This window comes from Pseudomonas baltica (genome assembly GCF_014235765.1).
Lineage (GTDB): Bacteria > Pseudomonadota > Gammaproteobacteria > Pseudomonadales > Pseudomonadaceae > Aquipseudomonas > Aquipseudomonas baltica.
In genome coordinates this window covers 481,636-500,329 of record NZ_JACMYH010000002.1, presented here as the reverse complement: position 1 = coordinate 500,329, position 18,694 = coordinate 481,636, and the positions used below count along the sequence as shown (strand labels likewise).

The following is an 18,694-nucleotide window of genomic DNA, read 5'->3' as shown; positions in this document are numbered from 1 at the left end:
CACGCCCATCGTCCTGGCACATGAAGATCACCCCCTGAAGTGAGTGCGCTAGTTGCGAAGTGGCCCAGCGCTCGGTGTACAGTGGGCGGTACAAGAACTCACCCACAGGACCCTACCGTGACCCGCCCAGCCCCGCTGATCAGCGCCGACTTCGATAGCGGCAACATCGAAGCCATCGACCTACGCGACCCTCTCGACATCCAGCTGGCGATTCGTCCCGACCGGCAGAGCCCACACTTTCAGTGGTTTCACTTCAAGGCTGCCGAGCTGCAGGTCGGGCAACGCTACGAGTTCACGCTGCAGAACGCTGCGCAGTCTTCCTATAACAATGCCTGGCACGGCTACCACGCGGTGGCGTCCTGCGACCAACAGACCTGGTTCCGCGTGCCCAGTACGTTCGATGGCCAGGCACTGCGGTTCGGTCTGGACGCTCAGGGCAGCGAGATGTGGTTTGCCTATTTCGAGCCCTACAGCCGGCAGCGGCACGACGCCCTGATCAATCGCGCGATCACCCAGGCGGGCCTGCAACTGCTGGCTGTCGGGCAAAGCTGCGAGGGGCGGGAAATACCGTTGCTGCGCAAAGGCGACGGTGCGCCCGGCAAGCGTCGGCTGTGGCTGATCGCCCAGCAGCATCCTGGCGAACACATGGCGCAGTGGTTCATGGAGGGCGTGATCGACCGCCTGCAGGCGAATGATCCGCAGATTCAGGCCCTGCTGGCGGTGGCCGATCTGTACCTGGTGCCGAACATGAATCCCGACGGCGCCTTCCACGGCCACCTGCGCACCAACGCCCGCGGTCGCGACCTCAACCGTGCCTGGCAAGACTCCAGCGCCGAATACACCCCCGAGGTGTTCTTCGTGCAGCAGCAGATGGACAAGCACGGTGTCGACCTGTTCATCGACGCCCATGGCGATGAGGAAATCCCGTACGTGTTCACCGCGGCCTGCGAGGGAAATCCCGGCTATACACCGCGCATCGCCCAGCTGGAGCAGACCTTTCGCGACCTGCTGTGTGATCGTACGGCGGATTTCCAGGCGGTACACGGCTACACCCGCGACAAGCCGGGCGAGGCCAACATGACTCTCGCCTGCAACAGCGTCGGCGAGAGATTCGACTGCCTGTCGCTGACCCTGGAAATGCCGTTCAAGGATCACGATGCGGCTCCCGATGCGCTTACCGGCTGGAACGGCCAGCGCTCGGCGCGACTGGGCGGCGATGTGCTGAGCGTGCTGGCGCAGATGGCGCCTAACTTGCGTTGACCCCCACGTTGCTCAAGGAGCGCCCCGATTGACCGCACCGCCGTCGCTGCTCGCCTTGTACAGGCGTCTGTTCAAACCTGAACGTAACGCCCAGCCCTGCGCCAACACTGGCCACGCCGGTGGCGCACTGCGCGCCTGGTTCGACGAGCGCGCCCGGCAGGCGGGCTATACGCTGGGCGCCGATCAGGCGCGGGTCATCGACAGCATGGCCGAGCGCATGCCCGCGTTGCTGCAGGGCACGCCGGCGAGCGGTCTGTACCTGTACGGGGCCGTGGGGCGCGGCAAGAGCTGGCTGCTCGACGGCCTGTTCCGCGCCGCCCCTGTGGATGAGAAACGCCGCCTGCATTTCCATGATTTCTTCGCCAAGCTGCATCAGGGCATGTTCCATCACGGCCAGGCCGATGATCCGCTGGCCAGCACCCTGGATGAACTGCTCGATAACTGCCGCCTGCTGTGTTTCGACGAATTCCACGTGCACGACATCGGCGACGCCATGCTGATCACGCGCTTGTTCAAGGCGCTGTTCGACCGCGGCATCCTCCTGGTAGTGACCTCCAATTACCCGCCGGAAGGCCTGCTGCCCAATCCGCTCTATCACCAGCGCTTTTTGCCCGTCATCGAACTGATCAATGCGCGCATGCAGGTGCTCGAAGTCGGCGGCGCCACCGACTACCGCAGCCTGGCCCAGTCAGGTGCACAGCAGTGTTTCACCCGCGGTCACTATGTATGGCCGGGCACGGCGGCACAGCGTGCGCTGCTGCAACTGCCGCCCGCCGACCTGGCACCGCTGGCGTTCACCGTCGGCCACCGCGAGCTGCGTGCCCGCCTGATCACGGGCGAGCGTATTCATTTCAACTTCGCCGACCTGTGCGAGGAACCGACCGCTGTCATTGATTACCTGGCCCTGTGCAAGCGTTTCCAGCACTGGAGCATTGACCATCTGCCGATGCTGGACGACTGCTCGACCGCCGTGCAGCAGCGCTTCATCAACCTCATCGACGTGCTGTACGACCAGGAGAAGACACTGATACTGGTCAGCGAGCGGCCCCTGGCAGAGAGCCTGGCAGGGTCGGTCATCGACCTGATGCGCACACGCAGTCGATTGGGGCAGCTGACCATGCTGGGCGAGCCACCGCGCCGGTAGCTCGTCCTCACCTAGCGCGCAGCGAGCACCTGGGCGATTTCCTCCAGTATCGCCGGGTCATCGATGGTCGAAGGTGCGACGAACACCTCTTGCGCAGCGATCTTGCGCAGCACCGCCCGCAGGATCTTCCCCGAACGCGTCTTGGGCAGGCGCTTGACCACCAGCACCCGCTGCAGGCATGCCAGCGCCCCGATGGATTCGCGTACCTGCGCGACCAACTGTGCCTGCAGCACGGACGGACTCACCGCGCTGCCGTCCTTGAGCACCACCAGCGCCAGCGGCACCTCGCCCTTGATCTCATCGTTGACGCCGATGACGGCGCATTCCGCCACGTCGGCATGGCGGGCCACCAGGTCTTCCATTTCCCCGGTCGACAGCCGATGGCCCGAGACGTTGATGACATCGTCGGTGCGCCCCATGATGTGGACATAGCCGTCGGCATCCAGGTAGCCACCGTCGCCGGTGTGGTAATAGCCGGGGTAGCGCTCCAGATAGCTTTGTAGGTAGCGCGGGTGATCGCCCCACAAGGTCTGGCTGCAACCGGGAGGCAACGGCAGCGCGATGACGATTGCGCCTTGCTCGCCGGGCGCCATCAGCTCGCCTTGCTCATCCAGTACCTGAACGTGATAGCCCGGCACCGCTCGGTTGCTCGAGCCCACCCGCACGGCCGAGCCTTCCAGGCCCATGCAGGGCGCGGTCACAGGCCACCCCGTCTCGGTCTGCCACCAGTGATCGTGAACCGGCTTGCCGGTTTGCGCTTCGAGCCAGCGATGAGTGCTGGAGTCGAGCTTCTCGCCGGCCAGGAACAGCTGCCGCAGCGAACTCAGGTCGTAACCGCGCAGCAGCAACCCCTCGGGGTCTTCCTTGCGGATGGCACGCATTGCAGTGGGCGCGCAGAACAGCGCGTTGACGCCATACTGCTCGACCACGCGCCAATAGCTGCCGGCATCCGGCGTACGAATGGGCTTGCCCTCGTAGAGCACGCTGGTACAGCCGCACATCAGCGGCCCGTAGACGATCAGCGAGTGGCCAACCACCCAACCGACATCGGAAATTCCCCACCAGACATCGCCTGCGCGCATGCCGTAGATGGCGCCCATGGCGAAGGTCAGGGCCACCGCGTTACCACCGGTTTCGCGCACGATGCCCTTGGGTTTGCCGGTGGTGCCGGAGGTGTACATCACGTACAGCGGATCGCCGCTGGCCATGTCCACGGCCGCTGCGGGCGCAGCATCGGCCAGCTGTGCCTGCCAGTCCAGATCGCGGCCGTCCTGCAGTGTCGCCAAAGCCTGCGGACGTTGCAGCACCAGCACCTGTGCGGGAGCATGGCGAGCCAGGCCCATGGCCTTGTCCACCAGCGGCTTGTAGGCAATCACCCGGTCGAATTCCACACCGCACGAGGCGGTGAGCAGCAATTTGGGCCGGCAGTCGTCGATGCGCAGCGCCAGTTCATTGGCAGCGAAGCCGCCGAACACCACCGAGTGCACCGCGCCGATCCGCGCGCAGGCCAGCATCGCCATGGCAGCCTCGGGCACCATCGGCATGTAGACCACCACGCCATCGCCCTTGGCCACCCCCAGGCGGGTGAGCACGCCCGCCAGCCGCGCCACCTGGTCGAGCAGCTGCTGATAGGTGAAGCGTTGCTGTACGCCGGTTACCGGCGAGTCGTAGATCAGCGCTGTCTGTGCGCCGCGACCCAGTGCCACTTGCCGGTCCAGGCACAGATAGCTGGTATTCAGACGGCCATCGGCAAACCAGCGATGGGTGCCGTCGGGCTTTACGTCGAGCACCTGCTGCGGCGGGTGCGACCAGGCGACCGCGCGGGCCTGTTCTGCCCAGAAACCGGCGGGGTCGGAAATGGAGCGTTCGTACGCTTGCTCATAGTTCATCGGTAGCCAACCCTGGATTGTTGTTATTGAAGGGCGAGCGTTGAGTATGGCTGGGGTTGGCCGAGCTGCCAGCCGACCAAGGTCGAACGTCGAACGTGGCGTGGCGCGCACGAACCGCTATGATGGCCACCGCGATTTCCTTGATGACGGTTGTCCCATGAATACCCTCGAGCTGCTCGAAGCCGGCCATTTGGCTGGCGCCACCCGCCTGGACCTGGCCTGCGGCCTGACCGAATTTCCCCAGGCCATCTTCACCCTGGCCGACAGCCTGGAGGTGCTCAACCTCAGCGGCAACGCCCTGACCCGGCTACCGGATGACCTGCACCGGCTGCACAAGCTCAAGGTACTGTTCTGCTCGGACAATCCGTTCACCGAGCTGCCCGCCTGCATCGGTCGCTGCCCGCAGTTGAGCATGGTCGGCTTCAAGGCCAACCGGATCGAACACGTACCTGCGCAGGCGCTGCCGCCACAGCTGCGCTGGCTGATTCTCACCGACAACCGCATCGAGCGTTTGCCCGACGCGCTGGGTGACTGCCTGCACCTGCAGAAACTGATGCTCTCGGGCAACCGTCTGCAGGCCTTGCCCGAGCGGCTGGCCCAGCTGGAAAACCTCGAGCTGCTGCGGCTGTCGGCGAACCGCCTGCCGGCCTTGCCCGACTGGCTGCTGCGCCTGCCACGGCTGGCCTGGCTGGCGTATGCCGGGAACCCCATGAGCGAAGCCTTCACCACACCCCACAGCGAGGGCACACGCGGGCACATCGCCTGGAGCGACCTGCGCCTGGACGAGCGTCTGGGCGAAGGGGCTTCGGGCATCATCTATCGTGCACACCTGGAAAGCGGGCAGCCGGTGGCGGTAAAGCTGTACAAGGGCGCGATGACCAGCGATGGCTCGCCGGTCAACGAGATGAATGCGTGCATGGCTGCGGGCGAACATCCGCAGTTGATCGAGGTGCTGGGACGCTTGAGCGGGCATCCCGACGGCACTGCGGGGCTGGTCATGGCGCTGATCGATCAGTCGTTCGCCAACCTGGCGGGTCCGCCCAGCCTGGCTTCTTGCACGCGCGACATCTACTCGGCCGATTTCGCCATTGATCGCGATGCCCTGTTGCGCCTGCTGCGGGGTATGGCCGGAGTCGGCGCCCATCTGCATGCGCGCGGGATCAACCATGGGGACTTCTACGCCCACAACGTGCTGTGGCGCGACAGTGGCGAATGCCTGTTCGGCGATTTCGGCGGCGCCTCGTTCTACCCCGGCGACGATGGCGAGGTATCGCAAGCGCTGGAGCGGATCGAAGTTCGCGCCTTCGGTTTGCTGCTCGAGGAGCTGCTGACGCGCTGCACTGAAACCGACGACGGCTTGTGGGCCTTGCAACGCGAGTGCGTCCAGCCCCAAGTGCTGGCCCGCCCCAGCTTCGCGCAAGTCACCCAGCGCCTGGGTACCTGAGGTATCCCCGACGCGCCCGAGTGACCCCGGACGCGGCTCGCGCCGCTGCTACACGGGCGGCGCCAACCCGGTACACCGCGCGCACACAACCCCTGTAGCAGCGGCGCAAGCCGCGTCGGCGGCCTGCGCACTCTGCCTGACGCACCGCGGCGAACCCGGACGCGGCTCGCGCCGCTGCTACACAGGCAGCGCAAACCCGGAACACCGCGCGCGCACAACCCCTGTAGCAGCGGCGCAAGCCGCGTCGGCGGTTTCTACAATCCAGCTGTCACAGCGCGATGTACCCGGACGCGGTTACCGATCAGCCGGCTAGGCCGACGTAGACGTTTTGCACGTCGTCGTTGCCGTCGATGGCGTCGAGGAAGTCTTCCACCTCGGCCAACTGCGCGGCGTCATCCAGCGTCACCGGGTTTTTCGGCACGTAGCCGATCTTCGCCGACACCACCGTAAAACCCTGCCCCGGCAGCGCCTTGCACACCGCGTCCAGATCGGTGGTTTCGGTCAGGAACAGGAACGCGCCCTCGTCGCCCTCCTCGACCTCCTGCGCACCGGCCTCGATGGCCGCTTCCTCGGCATCGACGTCGGCCGAATCAGGCGTTGCTTCGATCATGCCGTAGTGATGGAAATCCCAAGAGACCGAACCCTCGGCGCCCAGGGTGCCCTTGCGAAACAGCACGCGAATCTGCGAAACGGTGCGGTTGACGTTGTCGGTCAGGCACTCGACGATGACCGGCACCTGGTGCGGGGCAAAGCCTTCGTACTTGACCAATGTGTAGTTGACCGCGTCGTCGCCTACGCCGGCGCCCTTCTTGATGGCACGCTCCAGCGTCTCGCGGGTCATCGAGGCCTTCTTGGCCTGTTCGATCACCAACCGCAGGCGGGCGTTGGTGTCCGGATCGGTACCGGAACGCGCCGCGATCGAAATTTCCTTGGACAGCTTGCCGAAGATCCGCCCCTTGGCGTTGGCTGCTGCTTCGCGATGTTTAGCTTTCCACTGTGCGCCCATTTACCCGCTCTCTTGTTCGCTCGACCCATGCGCAGGCGACTGCAGCCCGCGCGTTGCGGCGCAGTTTACCTGCCCATCGCAAGCGCATCGACCAAAATTCTCCGGGCGCAACATCAACCCACGCGGGCCACCCACTTGCCGAAGCCGTCGATGAAACCCTGCAGGAACGGCCGGCTCTTCTCCACCACCTGACCGTTCTCGTCGAACAGCCCACCTGCGTGACCCAGGTACGCTTCGGGCTGCTGCATCATTGCCACGTCGAGGAACACCATGCACTGGCGCAGATGCTGGTTGGCGCCAAAGCCGCCTACCGCACCGGGCGAGACGCTGATGACCGCGCCCGGCTTGCCAGTGAAGTGGCTTTGGCCGTAAGGGCGCGAGCCCACGTCGATCGCGTTTTTCAACGGTGCGGGCACCGAGCGGTTGTACTCGGGGGTGACGAACAGCACCGCATCGGCTTCGCCCAACGCCTGGCGAAAGGTGGTATAAGCAGCGGGTGGGGTGACATCGATGTCTTCGTTGTAGAGCGGCAAATCGCCGATCTCCACGATTTTCAACGTCAGGTTGTCAGGTGCCATGGCCTGCAGCGCCAGCGCCACCTTGCGGTTGATCGACTCTTTTCTGAGGCTGCCGACCAGTACCGCAACCGAATAGACCTTGCTCATGCCTGTACCCCTGTGATGAATGAACCGAGGGCTAGTTATAGATGACTTGGCCCGGTTTGTCCGCCATCGGTCAGGCGCTCGCACTATTTTTTCTCGCAGGCAAAACTACCTGAATAAACAGGGGTCTACAGTGCCAGCGAGATACACGCAAAATTCTTCAGAGGTTGGAACTAAAATGGCGGTAGTCCTGGTTGGGCAATTTCATGCACGCGATGCGGAAGGTCGTATCTATCCGGTGCATGAGTTTCAGGAGTCGACCCCGGCGGTCGAAGGCAGTGCGCCGACCCGTACCTACAAGCTGGCCATCGGCGATCGAGTCAACCACTTGGGCGACGACCGTTTCCAACTGGTACAGAGCGGCGTGGAAATCATCCGAATCCCTTGACTGTCCGTGCACCCATTAACGCTGACACGCCCCCCGCGTTGTTAGCCGGTAGGGAACGCGCATGAGACTGCGCCATATCGAAATCATCCAGGCGCTCTGCCAGACCGGCGAACTCAAGAGCGCTGCGCAAATGCTCGACCTTCCCGTGCAGACCCTCGAACAGAACTTGCAGGACGCCGAGCGAAAGCTGGGCTTCCTGCTGTTTGCGCGGGCCCGTGGGAGGTTCCAGCCGACCCCGGAAACCCTGCGCATGCAGGCTGCCATCGCCAACGTGCAAACTCAGGCGGACCGCCTGCAACGCCTGGCCGACAGCCTGCGCGAGCATCAGGATCCCGGACTGCACGTGGTGTGCACAGCGTCCCTGGCCCACCAGTTGCTGCCGCAGAGCATCGCTGCCCTGCGCCGACGCTTTCGTGAAACCCCGTGCACGCTGGGTGTGCAGAATACCGATGCCATGGTGCGCAGCCTGTTGCTGCAGCAGACCGACGTCGGCCTGAGCCTGCACAGTCCCAAGCACGCGTCCATTACCAGCCAGGTGCTGGCCGAAGGCAAACTGCAGTTGCTCGCCCCTCAAGGCTGGCTCTCCCCCAAGCATCGCTACATCGCACTGCATGAACTGGCGGGACAGGCAATGATCGGTCTGGAGGGGGAAGACCCGCTAAGCCTGGTGCTGGAACACAAGCTTCAAGCGCTGAATCCGCCCCCACGCATCCAGACTCGCGTGCAGACCTACCAGATGATGCGCAGCATGGTCGAGGCCGGCGAAGGGCTGGCCATCGTCGATCCTTTTACCGCAGCGGGTGCGCGTGCCCAGGGGCTGGATACGTGTCCGCTGTCACCCGCCGTGCCGGTCACTCTCTATGCTCTTACGCGCAGTGAGGCATCGGTTTGCGCGGCGGAAAAGACCCTGCTCGAAATCATCGCGCACAACGCGCAGACGTTGCTCTCACCCGTCCGCGAATAACGTGTACCAGAACAGCGCCGTTTCGTGGCTGGCCGCATCGATGGCTTGATAGCGCAGGTAGTCGATGCCACCCAGCCTGAAACCACAGCGCTCGTACAGCCGGCACGCTGGCAGGTTGTTGTTCTGGGTTTCCAGCATGATGCCTGGCAGACCCTGCTTGACCGCCCAGAAACGCACCACATCGAGCAGCGCCTTGGCCACGCCCTGCCCGCGCGCCAACGCATCGACCGCCAGCTCGTCGACATAGGCAAGGTTGTTCCAGTGACGGCTGACCACCACATGACCGACGGCCTGCTCACCGAGCCACGCCACGAAGATGGCACCGCCGGCCTCGGGTTGGCGATAGCGGGCGAACTCGGCAGGGTCTATGCCGTAGTCCTTGCGATAGACACGCACCGTCCTGAGCGGCCATTGGGCGACTGGCTGGTTGAACACGGGGGATACATAGCCACAGACCTGGGCACTGAAATCGGCGCCCAGCACGTAGTCGTCGAAACGCTCATCAGCCAGGCGAATGCACGGCTGGCTATCGGTCAAGCCACTGGCGGGGCCGTTCGCAGGCGACACAGCGGGCTACGCGCCCAACTGCGTCCAGAGCGCATCGGCCCCGGCAGCTTTGGCGATAACCTGCAGACGTGCCAGGTGCTCGTCGAGCTCGGCCTGGCTGGCGCGGATGATCGCCGTGGGCCGGCGATCCGCCGGCAGTCGGCGGATCTCGCTGCCCTGCTTGCCGCCGCCATCGCCATCGCTGGCGTTGCCTGCCAGCGAGAGGCTGGTCTGGCCACCGGTCATGGCCAGGTAGACGTCCGCAAGAATCTCGGAGTCGAGCAACGCGCCGTGCAGCTCACGCCCGGAGTTGTCGATGCCATAGCGCTTGCACAGCGCATCGAGGCTGTTGCGTTGCCCCGGATGGCGCTCGCGGGCCATCGCCAGGCTGTCGATCACCGTGCAGTACTCTGCAATGTTGGCCCGCTCGGGCATGCCGGCGATCTTGAACTCGTTGTTCAGGAAGCCCACGTCGAAGGTCGCGTTGTGCGCGATGATCTGCGCGCCCTGGATGAACTCGTAGAGTTCGTCGGCGACCTCGGCGAAACGCGGCTTGCCCACCAGAAACTCGTCGGTGATGCCGTGGACGCCGATGGCGCCCTCGTCACTGGGCCGGTCCGGTTGTACATAGACGTGAAAATTGCGCCCGGTCAAACGCCGCCCCATCAGTTCGACGCAGCCGATCTCGATCACCCTATGGCCATCGGTGACCGGCATACCGGTGGTTTCGGTGTCGAATACTACGGAACGAACGGCCATGGGCAGAAAACTCTCGAGCAGGGTGAGCGAAGATCAAGGTGGAGCGATGAGCCTGAACGGCAACCGGTGAAACTCTAGCACAGCGCAGCAGGGGCTCCTATCGGGTTACCGGGCCGCCTGGGCCGGGCGCATGCCACGCACTTCATCGACCCCACGGTTGGCCAGGTCGTCGGCGCGCTCGTTGCCCGCATGACCGTTGTGGCCGCGTACCCACTGCCACTTGACCTGATGGCGATTGACCTGCTCGTCGAGCTGCTGCCAGAGGTCGGCATTCTTCACCGGCTGCTTGGCGGCGGTTTTCCAGCCGCGCTTTTTCCAGTTGACCATCCACTCGTTGATGCCTTTCATCACGTACTCGGAGTCGGTCACCAGCAGCACGTCGCAGCCGCGCTTGAGTTCCTGCAGCCCGCGAATGGCCGCCGTCAGCTCCATGCGGTTGTTGGTGGTGGTGCTTTCGCCGCCCCACAACTCTTTCTCCACACCCTTGCACACCAGCAATGCCCCCCAGCCGCCGGGGCCAGGATTGCCTTTGCAGGCGCCGTCGGTGAAGATTTCCACAGTGTCACTCATCAGGCTTTTCCATCGATGTTCGAATTGTCTCGGTTGACCTTGGCCATCGGCAGCGGCAGCAACTTGCCCATTGGCTCGCGGCGTTGCTGCACCAATGGCCGCAGGCCTACCACCATCTTGCGCGCAACCAATATATAGAAGCCCCCACCGCCACTCTGCCACTTGCCGGCGACGCGTTCGAGGCCGGCCAGGCGCGCCTGCCAGCGGGGCGAGGCAAGCGGCGGACGATAACACCCGAACCGGCGTTTCTCCAGCCCGAAGCCGAGCAGGTTCAGCCAGTCGGCCACCCGCGAAGCGGAGAAGCAGCGCGCCTTGTGCAGCCCGTCCTTGGCGAACACCCGGCGCGCGCCCCAGGCGCTCCACGGGTTGATGCCGACGATCAGCAGGTGCCCACCCGGCCGCACCGCGCTGGCCGCTTCGCGCAGCAGGCCGTGGGGCGAGAGGCTGAAATCCAGCCCGTGCTGCAGCACCACGACGTCCGCGGCATGTTCGCCCAGCGGCCAGGCCTGCTCTTCGCACACGATCTCGACGCCTGGAAAGGGCGCACCCATGCGCACGTTGCGGTGGATTTGCCCGGCCACCGGCGGTGGCTCGGCGCTGGGGCCGTAATGCACCAGATAGCCGCCGAAGAAGCGCGCCAGCTCTTCTTCGAGCAAGCGCTGTTCTTCGCGCAGCAGCAACTGGCCGTGCGGCCCGGCGAACCATTCGCGGGCCTGGCCGATCAGGGCCAGCCACTGTGGGTCGGCCTGGGCAAAGGCGGTATCGGTCATGACGATCTCCCACACTGAGGTTCACCTAATGCCGACGGGGCACTAAGATGGACCATTAATCGAAATCAAGCGAACCGAGCCATGATACAGATTCACGCGCTGAACGCTTTCTCCGACAACTACATCTGGTTGTTACAAGACACTGCGGCGCGCCAGTGCGCGGTCGTCGATCCGGGCGACGCCGAGCCGGTCGAGCGGTGGCTCGACGCCCATCCCGACATGCGCCTGACCGATATCCTCGTCACCCATCACCACAACGATCACGTCGGCGGCGTTCAGGCGCTCAAGCGGCGCACCGGCGCGCACGTCAGCGGGCCGGCACAGGAATCGATCCCGGCGCGCGACCGCGCCCTGCGCGAGGGTGACAGCCTGGACGTACTCGGCCTGCACCTGCAGGTCCATGACGTGCCGGGGCATACTGCGGGGCACATCGCCTTCTACCACCTGAGCGACACGCAGCCGCTGCTGTTCCCCGGCGACACCCTGTTCGCCGCCGGATGCGGGCGGTTGTTCGAAGGCACGGCGCAGCAGATGCACGCGTCGCTGTCGCGCCTGGCCGGGCTGCCCGATGACACCCTGGTCTACAGCGCCCATGAATACACCCTGAGCAACCTGAAATTCGCCAGCGCGGTAGAACCCGGCAATCCGGACATCGCCGAGCGTCTGGAAGAGGTCACTGCGCTGCGCCAGCGCGATGCGATCACCCTGCCCACCTCGATCGGCCTGGAAAAGCGCACGAACCCGTTTCTGCGGGCCGCTGAAACATCCGTTAAACAAAAAGCAGACGAACGGGCCGGAACCTCTCACAGCACGGCGCAGGCGGTGTTTGCAACCTTGCGTAGTTGGAAAGATAAGTTCTGAAGGGCACTGATTTGTGTCGGAAATTTCTCAAAGGTTGACCGGCCTTCGGTCACTTTCTAGAATCGCCCGACATTTTCGCGCGGAACTATCCTCCAGCCAATGTCGTCATCCATACGTAAAACCATCAAGTCCGACGCATTGACGCGACTGGCCCAGGCGATCGCGGTCACGCTGTGCGCCGGCCTGGCCGGCTGCCAGAGCACCGCGAGCGTGTCCTCGGGCGCCGCCCCGGACGCCCGCCCCCATGCCCTGACCGCACACGTGCGGCCCAAGCCGATTTTCGTCAACCAGAGCCAGCCCAAGAAAGCCCCCCAGGACGTATGGGAGCGTATTCGCGACGGTTTCCAGCTGCAAGACAGCATTGCCATGAACCCGCGCGTCGAACAGCAGCGCCTGTGGTTCGTCAGCAACCCATCGTTCCTGGAAAGTGCCAGCGGCCGTGGCAGCCTGTACATGCACTACATCGTCGAGCGCCTGGAAGAACGCGACATGCCGCTGGAACTGGCGCTGCTGCCGGTCATCGAAAGCGCCTTCAACCCGATGGCCTATTCGCGCTCCGATGCCTCCGGGCTGTGGCAGTTCATTCCGTCCACCGGCCGCTACTTCAACCTGCGCCAGACCAACTTCTACGACGGTCGTCGCGATGTCACCGCCTCCACGGGTGCGGCGCTGGACTACCTGAGCAAGCTGCACGAGATGTTCAACGGCGACTGGCTGCTGGCCCTGGCGGCCTACAACGCCGGCGAAGGCACGGTCAGCCGCGCCATGGAGCGCAACGAAAAGCTCGGCCTGCCGACTGACTACTGGAACCTGCCATTGCCGCAGGAGACCCGTGACTACGTGCCCAAGCTGCTCGCCCTGGCCGAACTGGTGCAATCGCCCCAAGCCTACGGCGTAAATCTGAACCCGATCGCCAACCAACCGTACTTCGACGTGGTGGAGGTCAACCAGCGCGTCGACCTGTCCCGCGTCGCGGCACTGGCCGGCATCGACGAAGACGAGATGTTCCAGCTCAATCCGGCATTCAAGAAGCGCGTCACCATGGAGCCCACCCAGCACCTGCTGGTGCCCACGGCCAAGGCGCAGTTGCTGACCGCCAGCCTGTCGAACATGAAGCCCGAAGAACTGCTGACCCTGGCACCCGCCCAGCGCGTCTTCGACGAAGTGGCGGTGGTGCAGCCCAGCCGGCCCAAGTCGTACACCGTGCGGCGCGGCGACAACCTGGCGTCCATCGCCAAGGCCAACAAGGTCGATACCCGCGACCTGCAGCGCTGGAACCGCCTGACCGGCAAGAACCTCAAGGCTGGCCAGACCCTGGTCATGCAGGCCGAAACCCCGGCCAAGGGCCGCCTGGCGGCCAAGGCTGGCTCGGCTGCCAGCGATGCGCAGAAGACCACCACCTACAAGGTGCGCAAGGGCGACTCGCTGTACCTGGTCGCCAAGCGCTTCAACGTCGAGATGCAGCATCTCAAGCGCTGGAATCCGCGCAGCGGCCACGCGCTCAAGCCTGGCCAGACCCTTACGGTCTACCTCAACCGCCGCTGAGTGCGCGCTGACCTGGAACGCTCCCCCTGAGGAGCGTTCCAGCGCCAGCTTAACGCCATCACCACTCTTCTTCCTGCTGAGACAAACTGTTACTGTAAGCGCAACAAAGTCATCGCCGACCGGTTCGGATTCATGAATTGATGTGTCCCCTTCCCTTCCGCCTGCTGGCCTGCCTGCTGGGCCTTGCGTTGAGCGCCTGCGCCAACGCGACGATCATCCAAAGCCACGGCTATGCGCAATTCGGAACGCTCAAATACCCGGCACGCTTCAGCCACTTCGATTGGGTCAACGCCGATGCGCCCAAGGGTGGCACGTTGCGGACGATGGCCTTCGGTACGTTCGACACGCTCAACCCCTATACTTTCAAGGGCACCAGTCCGGTCCAGACCGCGAACTTCCTGCAGTACGGCATCAACGAGCTGAACGAGCCGTTGATGGTAGGTACCGGCCAGTACGCGCCTTCGGGGGACGAGCCCAGCTCCAGCTATGGTCTCATTGCCCAGTCGGTGGAATACAACGAAAGCCGCAGCTGGGTGGTGTTCAATCTCAGGCCGCAGGCGCGGTTCAACGACGGCCACCCGATCACCAGCGCCGACGTGGCGTTCTCGTACCGTACCTTGCTGACCCAGGGCCATCCGATGTACCGCACCAACCTGCAGGAAGTGCTGCGGGTCGATGTGCTGAGCCCGACTCGCATCCGCTTCGTGTTCAAGCGCTCGGGCAATCCGCTGCTGATCCTGCGCCTGGGCGAACTGCCGATCCTGCCCAAGCATTACTGGCAAGGTCGGGACTTCCAGGCGACCACTTTCGAGGCGCCGGTGACCAGCGGCCCCTATCGCATCAAGCAGGTGGTACCGGGCAGAAGGCTGGTGCTGGAACGGGATCGAAACTGGTGGGGCAAGGATCTGCCGGTGAATCGCGGCAAATACAATTTCGATCGCATGGAGGTCGAGTTCTACCGCGACAGCGACGTGGCCTTCGAAGCGTTCAAGGCCGGCGAGTTCGACATCTACATCGAGCACCAGGCGAAGAACTGGACCAACGGCTATGACTTTCCCGCAGTGCGTCGCGGCGATGTGATCAAGGCGCAGATCCCCCACAAGATCCCGACGCAGACCCAAGGCCTGTTCTTCAATACTCGCCGCCCGGCCTACAGCGACCCCCGCGTGCGCCAAGCACTGGGGCTGTTGCTGGATTTCGAATGGACCAACCGCGCGCTGTTCAGCGGCGCGTATCGGCGCTCCGAGAGCTATTACCCCAATAGCGAATTCGCCGCCACCGGCCTGCCCGGCGGCAAGGAACGCCTGCTGCTGTCGGCGTACAAAAACGCACTGAGCCCGGCCCTCTTTCTGGAAGCGCCGAGCATGCCCGGTACCGACGGCAACGGCATTCCTCGAGCCACCTTGCGCCAGGCCCTGAAGCTGCTTGGGGATGCCGGCTGGACGCTGCAGGGCGACCGTCTGCGCAATGCCGCAGGCCAGCCGTTGCGCCTGGAAATCCTGCTGGTCAATTCCAATCTGGAGCGCATCCTGGGGCCCTATGTCGCCAACCTGGCCAGTATCGGCGTGCAGGCCAACCTGCGCAGCGTCGATCGCGCGCAATACAAACAGCGCCTGGACCAGTTCGATTTCGACATGATCTCGCTGACCCTGCCGCAGACCCTCAGCCCGGGCCTCGAGCAATGGCAGTACTTTCACTCCAGCCAGGCCGCCGTGCGCGGCAGCAAGAACTATGCAGGCATTGCCGACCCGGTGGTCGATCGCCTGCTCGAGCAACTGCTCGGCGCCCAGAGCCGTGACGACCAGGTAGCCGCCGCCAGGGCACTGGACCGCGTGCTGCTGTCGCAGCACTACATGGTGGCCAACTGGTACCTGGACTACCACCGCCTGGCGTACCGCAGCCGGTTGGCATTCGTCACTACACCGCCGTACACCCTGGGCCTGAGTGCCTGGTGGGTCAAGCCTACGGAGAAGAGTCAATGATGCCATTACCTGCTTTGGCCAGAGCCCTCGGCGCATGCGCGCTGAGCCTTGCGGCCAGCCTGGCGCAGGCCGCGCCCCAGCATGCCCTCACCCTGTACGACGAAGCACCGAAATACCCGGCCGGCTTCCAGCACTACGACTACGTCAACCCCGACGCGCCAAAGGGCGGCACCTTTCGCCAGAAAGGCGTGGGTAGCTTCGACAGCCTCAATCCCTTCATCAGCAAGGGCGTGCCTGCCGACGACATGGACCTTAACTACGATACCCTGGCGCGGCAAAGCCTGGACGAGCCGTTTACCGAGTATGGCTTGGTCGCCGGGCGTATCGAGAAAGCCCCGGACAACAGTTGGGTGCGCTTCTACCTGCGCCCCGAAGCGCGTTTCCACGATGGCCGGCCGATGCACGCCGAAGACGTCGTGTTCAGTTTCCAGACCCTGATCCAGAGCGGCTCGCCGCTGTATCGCAGCTACTACGCCGACGTCGCCGAAGTGGTCGCCGAAGACCCGCAACGGGTGCTGTTCAAGTTCAAGCACAGCAACAATCGCGAGCTGCCACTGATCCTCGGTCAACTACCGGTACTGCCCAAGCACTTCTGGGAAGGCCGCGATTTCACCAAGGGCAGCCTGGACATTCCGCTGGGCAGCGGGCCCTACAGGGTGGCAGAGGTCAAGGCCGGTCGCTCGATACGTTACGAGCGGGTCAAGGACTATTGGGCACGCGACCTGCCGATGAACCGCGGCATGTTCAACTTCGACGTGCTCGACATCCAGTACTACCGCGACAGTACCGTGGCGCTGGAAGCCATGAAGGCCGGACAGTTCGACTACTGGCTCGAAAGCAGCGCGAAGAACTGGGCCACCGCCTACGACATTCCCGCAGTCCGCGAAAAGCGCCTGATCCGCGAAGAAATACCCAACGGCAACCCGACCGGCATGCAGGGCTTCGTGTTCAACCTGCGCAAGCCGCTGTTCCAGGACGTGCGCGTGCGCGAAGCCCTGGCCCTGGTGTTCGATTTCGAGTGGACCAACAAACAGCTGTTCAACGGCGCCTACACGCGCACCGACAGCTTTTTCGAGAACTCCGACATGGCGGCCTCGGGCCTGCCAAGCCCCGCCGAACTGAAGATTCTCGAACCGCTGCGCGGGCAGATTCCCGAACGAGTCTTCGATACACCGTTCAACAACCCGGTCACCGACGCCAGCGGCATGCTGCGCGAGCAGCAGCGTCGCGCCTACAAACTGCTGCAGGAAGCGGGTTGGCGCATCGTCGACGACAAGATGGTCGATGCCCGGGGCACACCGGTGAAGATCGAGTTCCTGCTGACCCAGGCCGATTTCGACCGGGTGCTGCTGCCGTACAAGCGCAACCTCGCCGACCTGGGTATCGAACTGGTGATCCGCCGCGTCGACGTCTCCCAGTACATCACCCGCATTCGTTCGCGCGACTTCGACATGATGGTCGGCAGTTTTTCCCAGTCCACCTCGCCCGGCAACGAGCAGCGCGAGTTCTGGGCCAGCTCCAGCGCCGACAAGCCTGGCAGCCGCAACTACATCGGGCTCAGGGACCCGGCCATCGACAGCCTGGTGGAGAGCCTGATCAATGCCACCTCGCGCCAGGACCTGGTCGATCACGCCCGGGCCCTGGACCGCGTCCTGCTCTGGGGCCACTACGTGGTCCCCAACTGGCACATCAAGACCTGGCGCGTGGCGTACTGGAACCACATCGGCCACCCGGCCATCACGCCACGCTACGACGTGGGCCTGCAGACCTGGTGGAGCAAGCCCCACGCCACGCCGGCGGTAACCCCCACGCCTTCCGAGACGCCCTGACATGCTGGCCTATACCCTGCGCCGACTGCTGCTCATCATTCCTACCCTGCTGGGCATCCTGATCATCAACTTCGCCATCATCCAGGCCGCGCCTGGCGGGCCGGTGGAACAGATGATCGCCAAGCTCGAAGGCTTCGACGGCGCCACCAGCCGCATCGCCGGCGGTGGAGCCGAAGTGGCGGTCGCCGGTTCCAGCTACCGCGGCGCGCAGGGCCTGGACCCGGCGCTGGTGAAGGAAATCGAGAAGATGTACGGCTTCGACAAGCCAGCCCCCGAGCGCCTGTGGATCATGATCAAGAACTATGCGCAGCTGGATTTCGGTACCAGCTTCTTCCGCGATGCCAAGGTCATCGACCTGATCGTGGAAAAGATGCCGGTGTCGATCTCGCTGGGCCTGTGGAGCACCCTGATCATGTACCTGGTGTCTATTCCCCTGGGCATCGCCAAGGCCACCCGCCACGGCAGCCATTTCGACGTCTGGACCAGCTCGGCGATCATCATCGGCTATGCCATTCCCGCCTTCCTGTTCGCCATCCTGCTGATCGTGGTGTTCGCCGGCGGCAGCTACCTGGACTGGTTCCCGCTGCGCGGCCTGACGTCCAACAATTTCGAGGAGCTGAGCTGGAGCGGCAAGGTGCTGGACTACTTCTGGCACCTGGTGCTGCCCGTCGGCGCCCTGGTGATCGGCCACTTCGCCACCATGACGCTGCTGACCAAGAACAGTTTCCTCGACGAAATCGGCAAGCAATACGTGGTCACCGCCAAGGCCAAGGGGCTGAGCAATCGCCGCGTGCTGTACGGCCACGTGTTCCGCAATGCCATGCTGCTGGTGATCGCCGGCTTCCCCTCGGCCTTCATCGGCATCTTCTTCACCGGGTCCCTGCTGGTCGAAGTGATCTTCTCCCTCGACGGCCTGGGGCTGATGAGCTTCGAGGCGGCGATCAACCGCGATTACCCGGTGGTGTTCGGCACCCTGTTCATCTTTACTTTGCTGGGGCTGGTGGTGAAATTGATCGGCGACCTTACCTACACCCTGGTCGATCCACGCATCGACTTCGGCCATCGGGAGCACTGA

At 64.1% G+C, this 18,694-nt stretch carries 17 protein-coding genes; 10 read left to right on the top strand and 7 right to left on the bottom strand.

The annotated features are described in order from the left end of the window. The first annotated feature begins 117 nt into the window (after window positions 1-117). Together H7993_RS11750 and zapE are read left to right on the top strand one after the other, a co-directional pair. Entirely contained in the window at window positions 118-1,260 is a 1,143-nt protein-coding gene (locus tag H7993_RS11750) for a M14 family metallopeptidase (protein ID WP_342345042.1), read from the top strand. 46 nt (window positions 1,261-1,306) lie between these two features. Then, window positions 1,307-2,404 carry a cell division protein ZapE gene (zapE, locus tag H7993_RS11745; RefSeq protein ID WP_425312008.1) on the top strand — a complete coding sequence of 366 codons (1,098 nt, stop codon included), beginning with the start codon at window positions 1,307-1,309 and terminating at the stop codon, window positions 2,402-2,404. An 11-nt stretch (window positions 2,405-2,415) separates the two neighbouring features. Here zapE and H7993_RS11740 read toward each other — a convergent pair whose 3' ends face one another. After that, the gene (locus H7993_RS11740; protein WP_185794491.1) at window positions 2,416-4,293 is read right to left on the bottom strand and encodes an AMP-binding protein; all 1,878 of its coding nucleotides are present in this window, start codon (window positions 4,291-4,293) and stop codon (window positions 2,416-2,418) included. Between the two features lie 157 nt (window positions 4,294-4,450). Here H7993_RS11740 and H7993_RS11735 point away from each other — a divergent pair, with 157 nt between their 5' ends. After that, on the top strand, window positions 4,451-5,737 hold the full coding sequence (locus H7993_RS11735) for a leucine-rich repeat-containing protein kinase family protein (RefSeq protein ID WP_185794490.1): 1,287 nt from the start codon (window positions 4,451-4,453) through the stop codon (window positions 5,735-5,737). Window positions 5,738-6,038: 301 nt separating this feature from the next. On the opposite strand, the gene H7993_RS11730 is transcribed toward H7993_RS11735, so the two are convergent. Then, window positions 6,039-6,743 (bottom strand): YebC/PmpR family DNA-binding transcriptional regulator, encoded by a 705-nt coding sequence (locus tag H7993_RS11730; RefSeq protein WP_122475984.1) that lies wholly within the window; start codon window positions 6,741-6,743, stop codon window positions 6,039-6,041. 113 nt (window positions 6,744-6,856) lie between these two features. Next, on the bottom strand, window positions 6,857-7,408 hold the full coding sequence (locus tag H7993_RS11725; RefSeq protein WP_122475985.1) for an NADPH-dependent FMN reductase: 552 nt from the start codon (window positions 7,406-7,408) through the stop codon (window positions 6,857-6,859). A gap of 175 nt (window positions 7,409-7,583) precedes the next feature. Between H7993_RS11725 and H7993_RS11720 the strand changes: the two genes are divergently transcribed. Beyond that, window positions 7,584-7,793 carry a hypothetical protein gene (locus tag H7993_RS11720; RefSeq protein ID WP_122713739.1) on the top strand — a complete coding sequence of 70 codons (210 nt, stop codon included), beginning with the start codon at window positions 7,584-7,586 and terminating at the stop codon, window positions 7,791-7,793. A gap of 61 nt (window positions 7,794-7,854) precedes the next feature. Further along, a complete protein-coding gene (locus H7993_RS11715) occupies window positions 7,855-8,757 on the top strand; it encodes a LysR family transcriptional regulator (RefSeq protein ID WP_185794489.1) in 903 nt (300 codons plus the stop codon). Here the strand turns inward: H7993_RS11715 and H7993_RS11710 are convergent. The 4 genes from H7993_RS11710 to H7993_RS11695 all read right to left on the bottom strand — a co-directional run bounded on the left by H7993_RS11710 (window position 8,740) and on the right by H7993_RS11695 (window position 11,402). Continuing rightward, on the bottom strand, window positions 8,740-9,324 hold the full coding sequence (locus tag H7993_RS11710; protein ID WP_342345041.1) for a GNAT family N-acetyltransferase: 585 nt from the start codon (window positions 9,322-9,324) through the stop codon (window positions 8,740-8,742). The genes H7993_RS11715 and H7993_RS11710 overlap by 18 nt on opposite strands. 6 nt (window positions 9,325-9,330) lie before the next feature. Next, on the bottom strand, window positions 9,331-10,062 hold the full coding sequence (dnaQ, locus tag H7993_RS11705) for a DNA polymerase III subunit epsilon (RefSeq protein WP_122713741.1): 732 nt from the start codon (window positions 10,060-10,062) through the stop codon (window positions 9,331-9,333). A 105-nt stretch (window positions 10,063-10,167) separates the two neighbouring features. After that, window positions 10,168-10,632, bottom strand: a complete 465-nt coding sequence (gene rnhA, locus H7993_RS11700; protein WP_185794488.1) for a ribonuclease HI — start codon at window positions 10,630-10,632, stop codon at window positions 10,168-10,170. After that, entirely contained in the window at window positions 10,632-11,402 is a 771-nt protein-coding gene (locus H7993_RS11695; RefSeq protein ID WP_122475993.1) for a class I SAM-dependent methyltransferase, read from the bottom strand. The genes rnhA and H7993_RS11695 overlap by 1 nt, the downstream gene beginning before the upstream one ends. Window positions 11,403-11,483: 81 nt before the next feature. Between H7993_RS11695 and gloB the strand changes: the two genes are divergently transcribed. From gloB to H7993_RS11670, 5 genes are all read left to right on the top strand, one after another. Beyond that, on the top strand, window positions 11,484-12,263 hold the full coding sequence (gene gloB, locus H7993_RS11690; RefSeq protein WP_185794487.1) for a hydroxyacylglutathione hydrolase: 780 nt from the start codon (window positions 11,484-11,486) through the stop codon (window positions 12,261-12,263). A gap of 99 nt (window positions 12,264-12,362) precedes the next feature. Continuing rightward, window positions 12,363-13,808, top strand: coding sequence for a lytic transglycosylase domain-containing protein (locus tag H7993_RS11685; protein WP_185794486.1), 1,446 nt, complete (start codon window positions 12,363-12,365; stop codon window positions 13,806-13,808). 140 nt (window positions 13,809-13,948) lie between these two features. Then, on the top strand, window positions 13,949-15,790 hold the full coding sequence (locus tag H7993_RS11680; RefSeq protein WP_185794485.1) for an extracellular solute-binding protein: 1,842 nt from the start codon (window positions 13,949-13,951) through the stop codon (window positions 15,788-15,790). Then, window positions 15,787-17,619, top strand: coding sequence for an extracellular solute-binding protein (locus H7993_RS11675; protein WP_185794484.1), 1,833 nt, complete (start codon window positions 15,787-15,789; stop codon window positions 17,617-17,619). The genes H7993_RS11680 and H7993_RS11675 overlap by 4 nt, the downstream gene beginning before the upstream one ends. Window position 17,620: 1 nt before the next feature. Beyond that, window positions 17,621-18,694: a microcin C ABC transporter permease YejB gene (locus H7993_RS11670; RefSeq protein WP_122476002.1), complete on the top strand. Its 1,074-nt coding sequence runs from the start codon at window positions 17,621-17,623 to the stop codon at window positions 18,692-18,694.

Coding starts and splice junctions, on each gene's coding strand:
- H7993_RS11740 (WP_185794491.1), bottom strand. CDS start 4,293: ATGAACTATGAGCAAGCGTACGAACGCTCCATTTCCGACCCCGCCGGT.
- H7993_RS11735 (WP_185794490.1), top strand. CDS start 4,451: ATGAATACCCTCGAGCTGCTCGAAGCCGGCCATTTGGCTGGCGCCACC.
- H7993_RS11730 (WP_122475984.1), bottom strand. CDS start 6,743: ATGGGCGCACAGTGGAAAGCTAAACATCGCGAAGCAGCAGCCAACGCC.
- H7993_RS11725 (WP_122475985.1), bottom strand. CDS start 7,408: ATGAGCAAGGTCTATTCGGTTGCGGTACTGGTCGGCAGCCTCAGAAAA.
- H7993_RS11720 (WP_122713739.1), top strand. CDS start 7,584: ATGGCGGTAGTCCTGGTTGGGCAATTTCATGCACGCGATGCGGAAGGT.
- H7993_RS11715 (WP_185794489.1), top strand. CDS start 7,855: ATGAGACTGCGCCATATCGAAATCATCCAGGCGCTCTGCCAGACCGGC.
- dnaQ (WP_122713741.1), bottom strand. CDS start 10,062: ATGGCCGTTCGTTCCGTAGTATTCGACACCGAAACCACCGGTATGCCG.
- rnhA (WP_185794488.1), bottom strand. CDS start 10,632: ATGAGTGACACTGTGGAAATCTTCACCGACGGCGCCTGCAAAGGCAAT.
- H7993_RS11695 (WP_122475993.1), bottom strand. CDS start 11,402: ATGACCGATACCGCCTTTGCCCAGGCCGACCCACAGTGGCTGGCCCTG.
- gloB (WP_185794487.1), top strand. CDS start 11,484: ATGATACAGATTCACGCGCTGAACGCTTTCTCCGACAACTACATCTGG.
- H7993_RS11685 (WP_185794486.1), top strand. CDS start 12,363: ATGTCGTCATCCATACGTAAAACCATCAAGTCCGACGCATTGACGCGA.
- H7993_RS11680 (WP_185794485.1), top strand. CDS start 13,949: ATGTGTCCCCTTCCCTTCCGCCTGCTGGCCTGCCTGCTGGGCCTTGCG.
- H7993_RS11675 (WP_185794484.1), top strand. CDS start 15,787: ATGATGCCATTACCTGCTTTGGCCAGAGCCCTCGGCGCATGCGCGCTG.
- H7993_RS11670 (WP_122476002.1), top strand. CDS start 17,621: ATGCTGGCCTATACCCTGCGCCGACTGCTGCTCATCATTCCTACCCTG.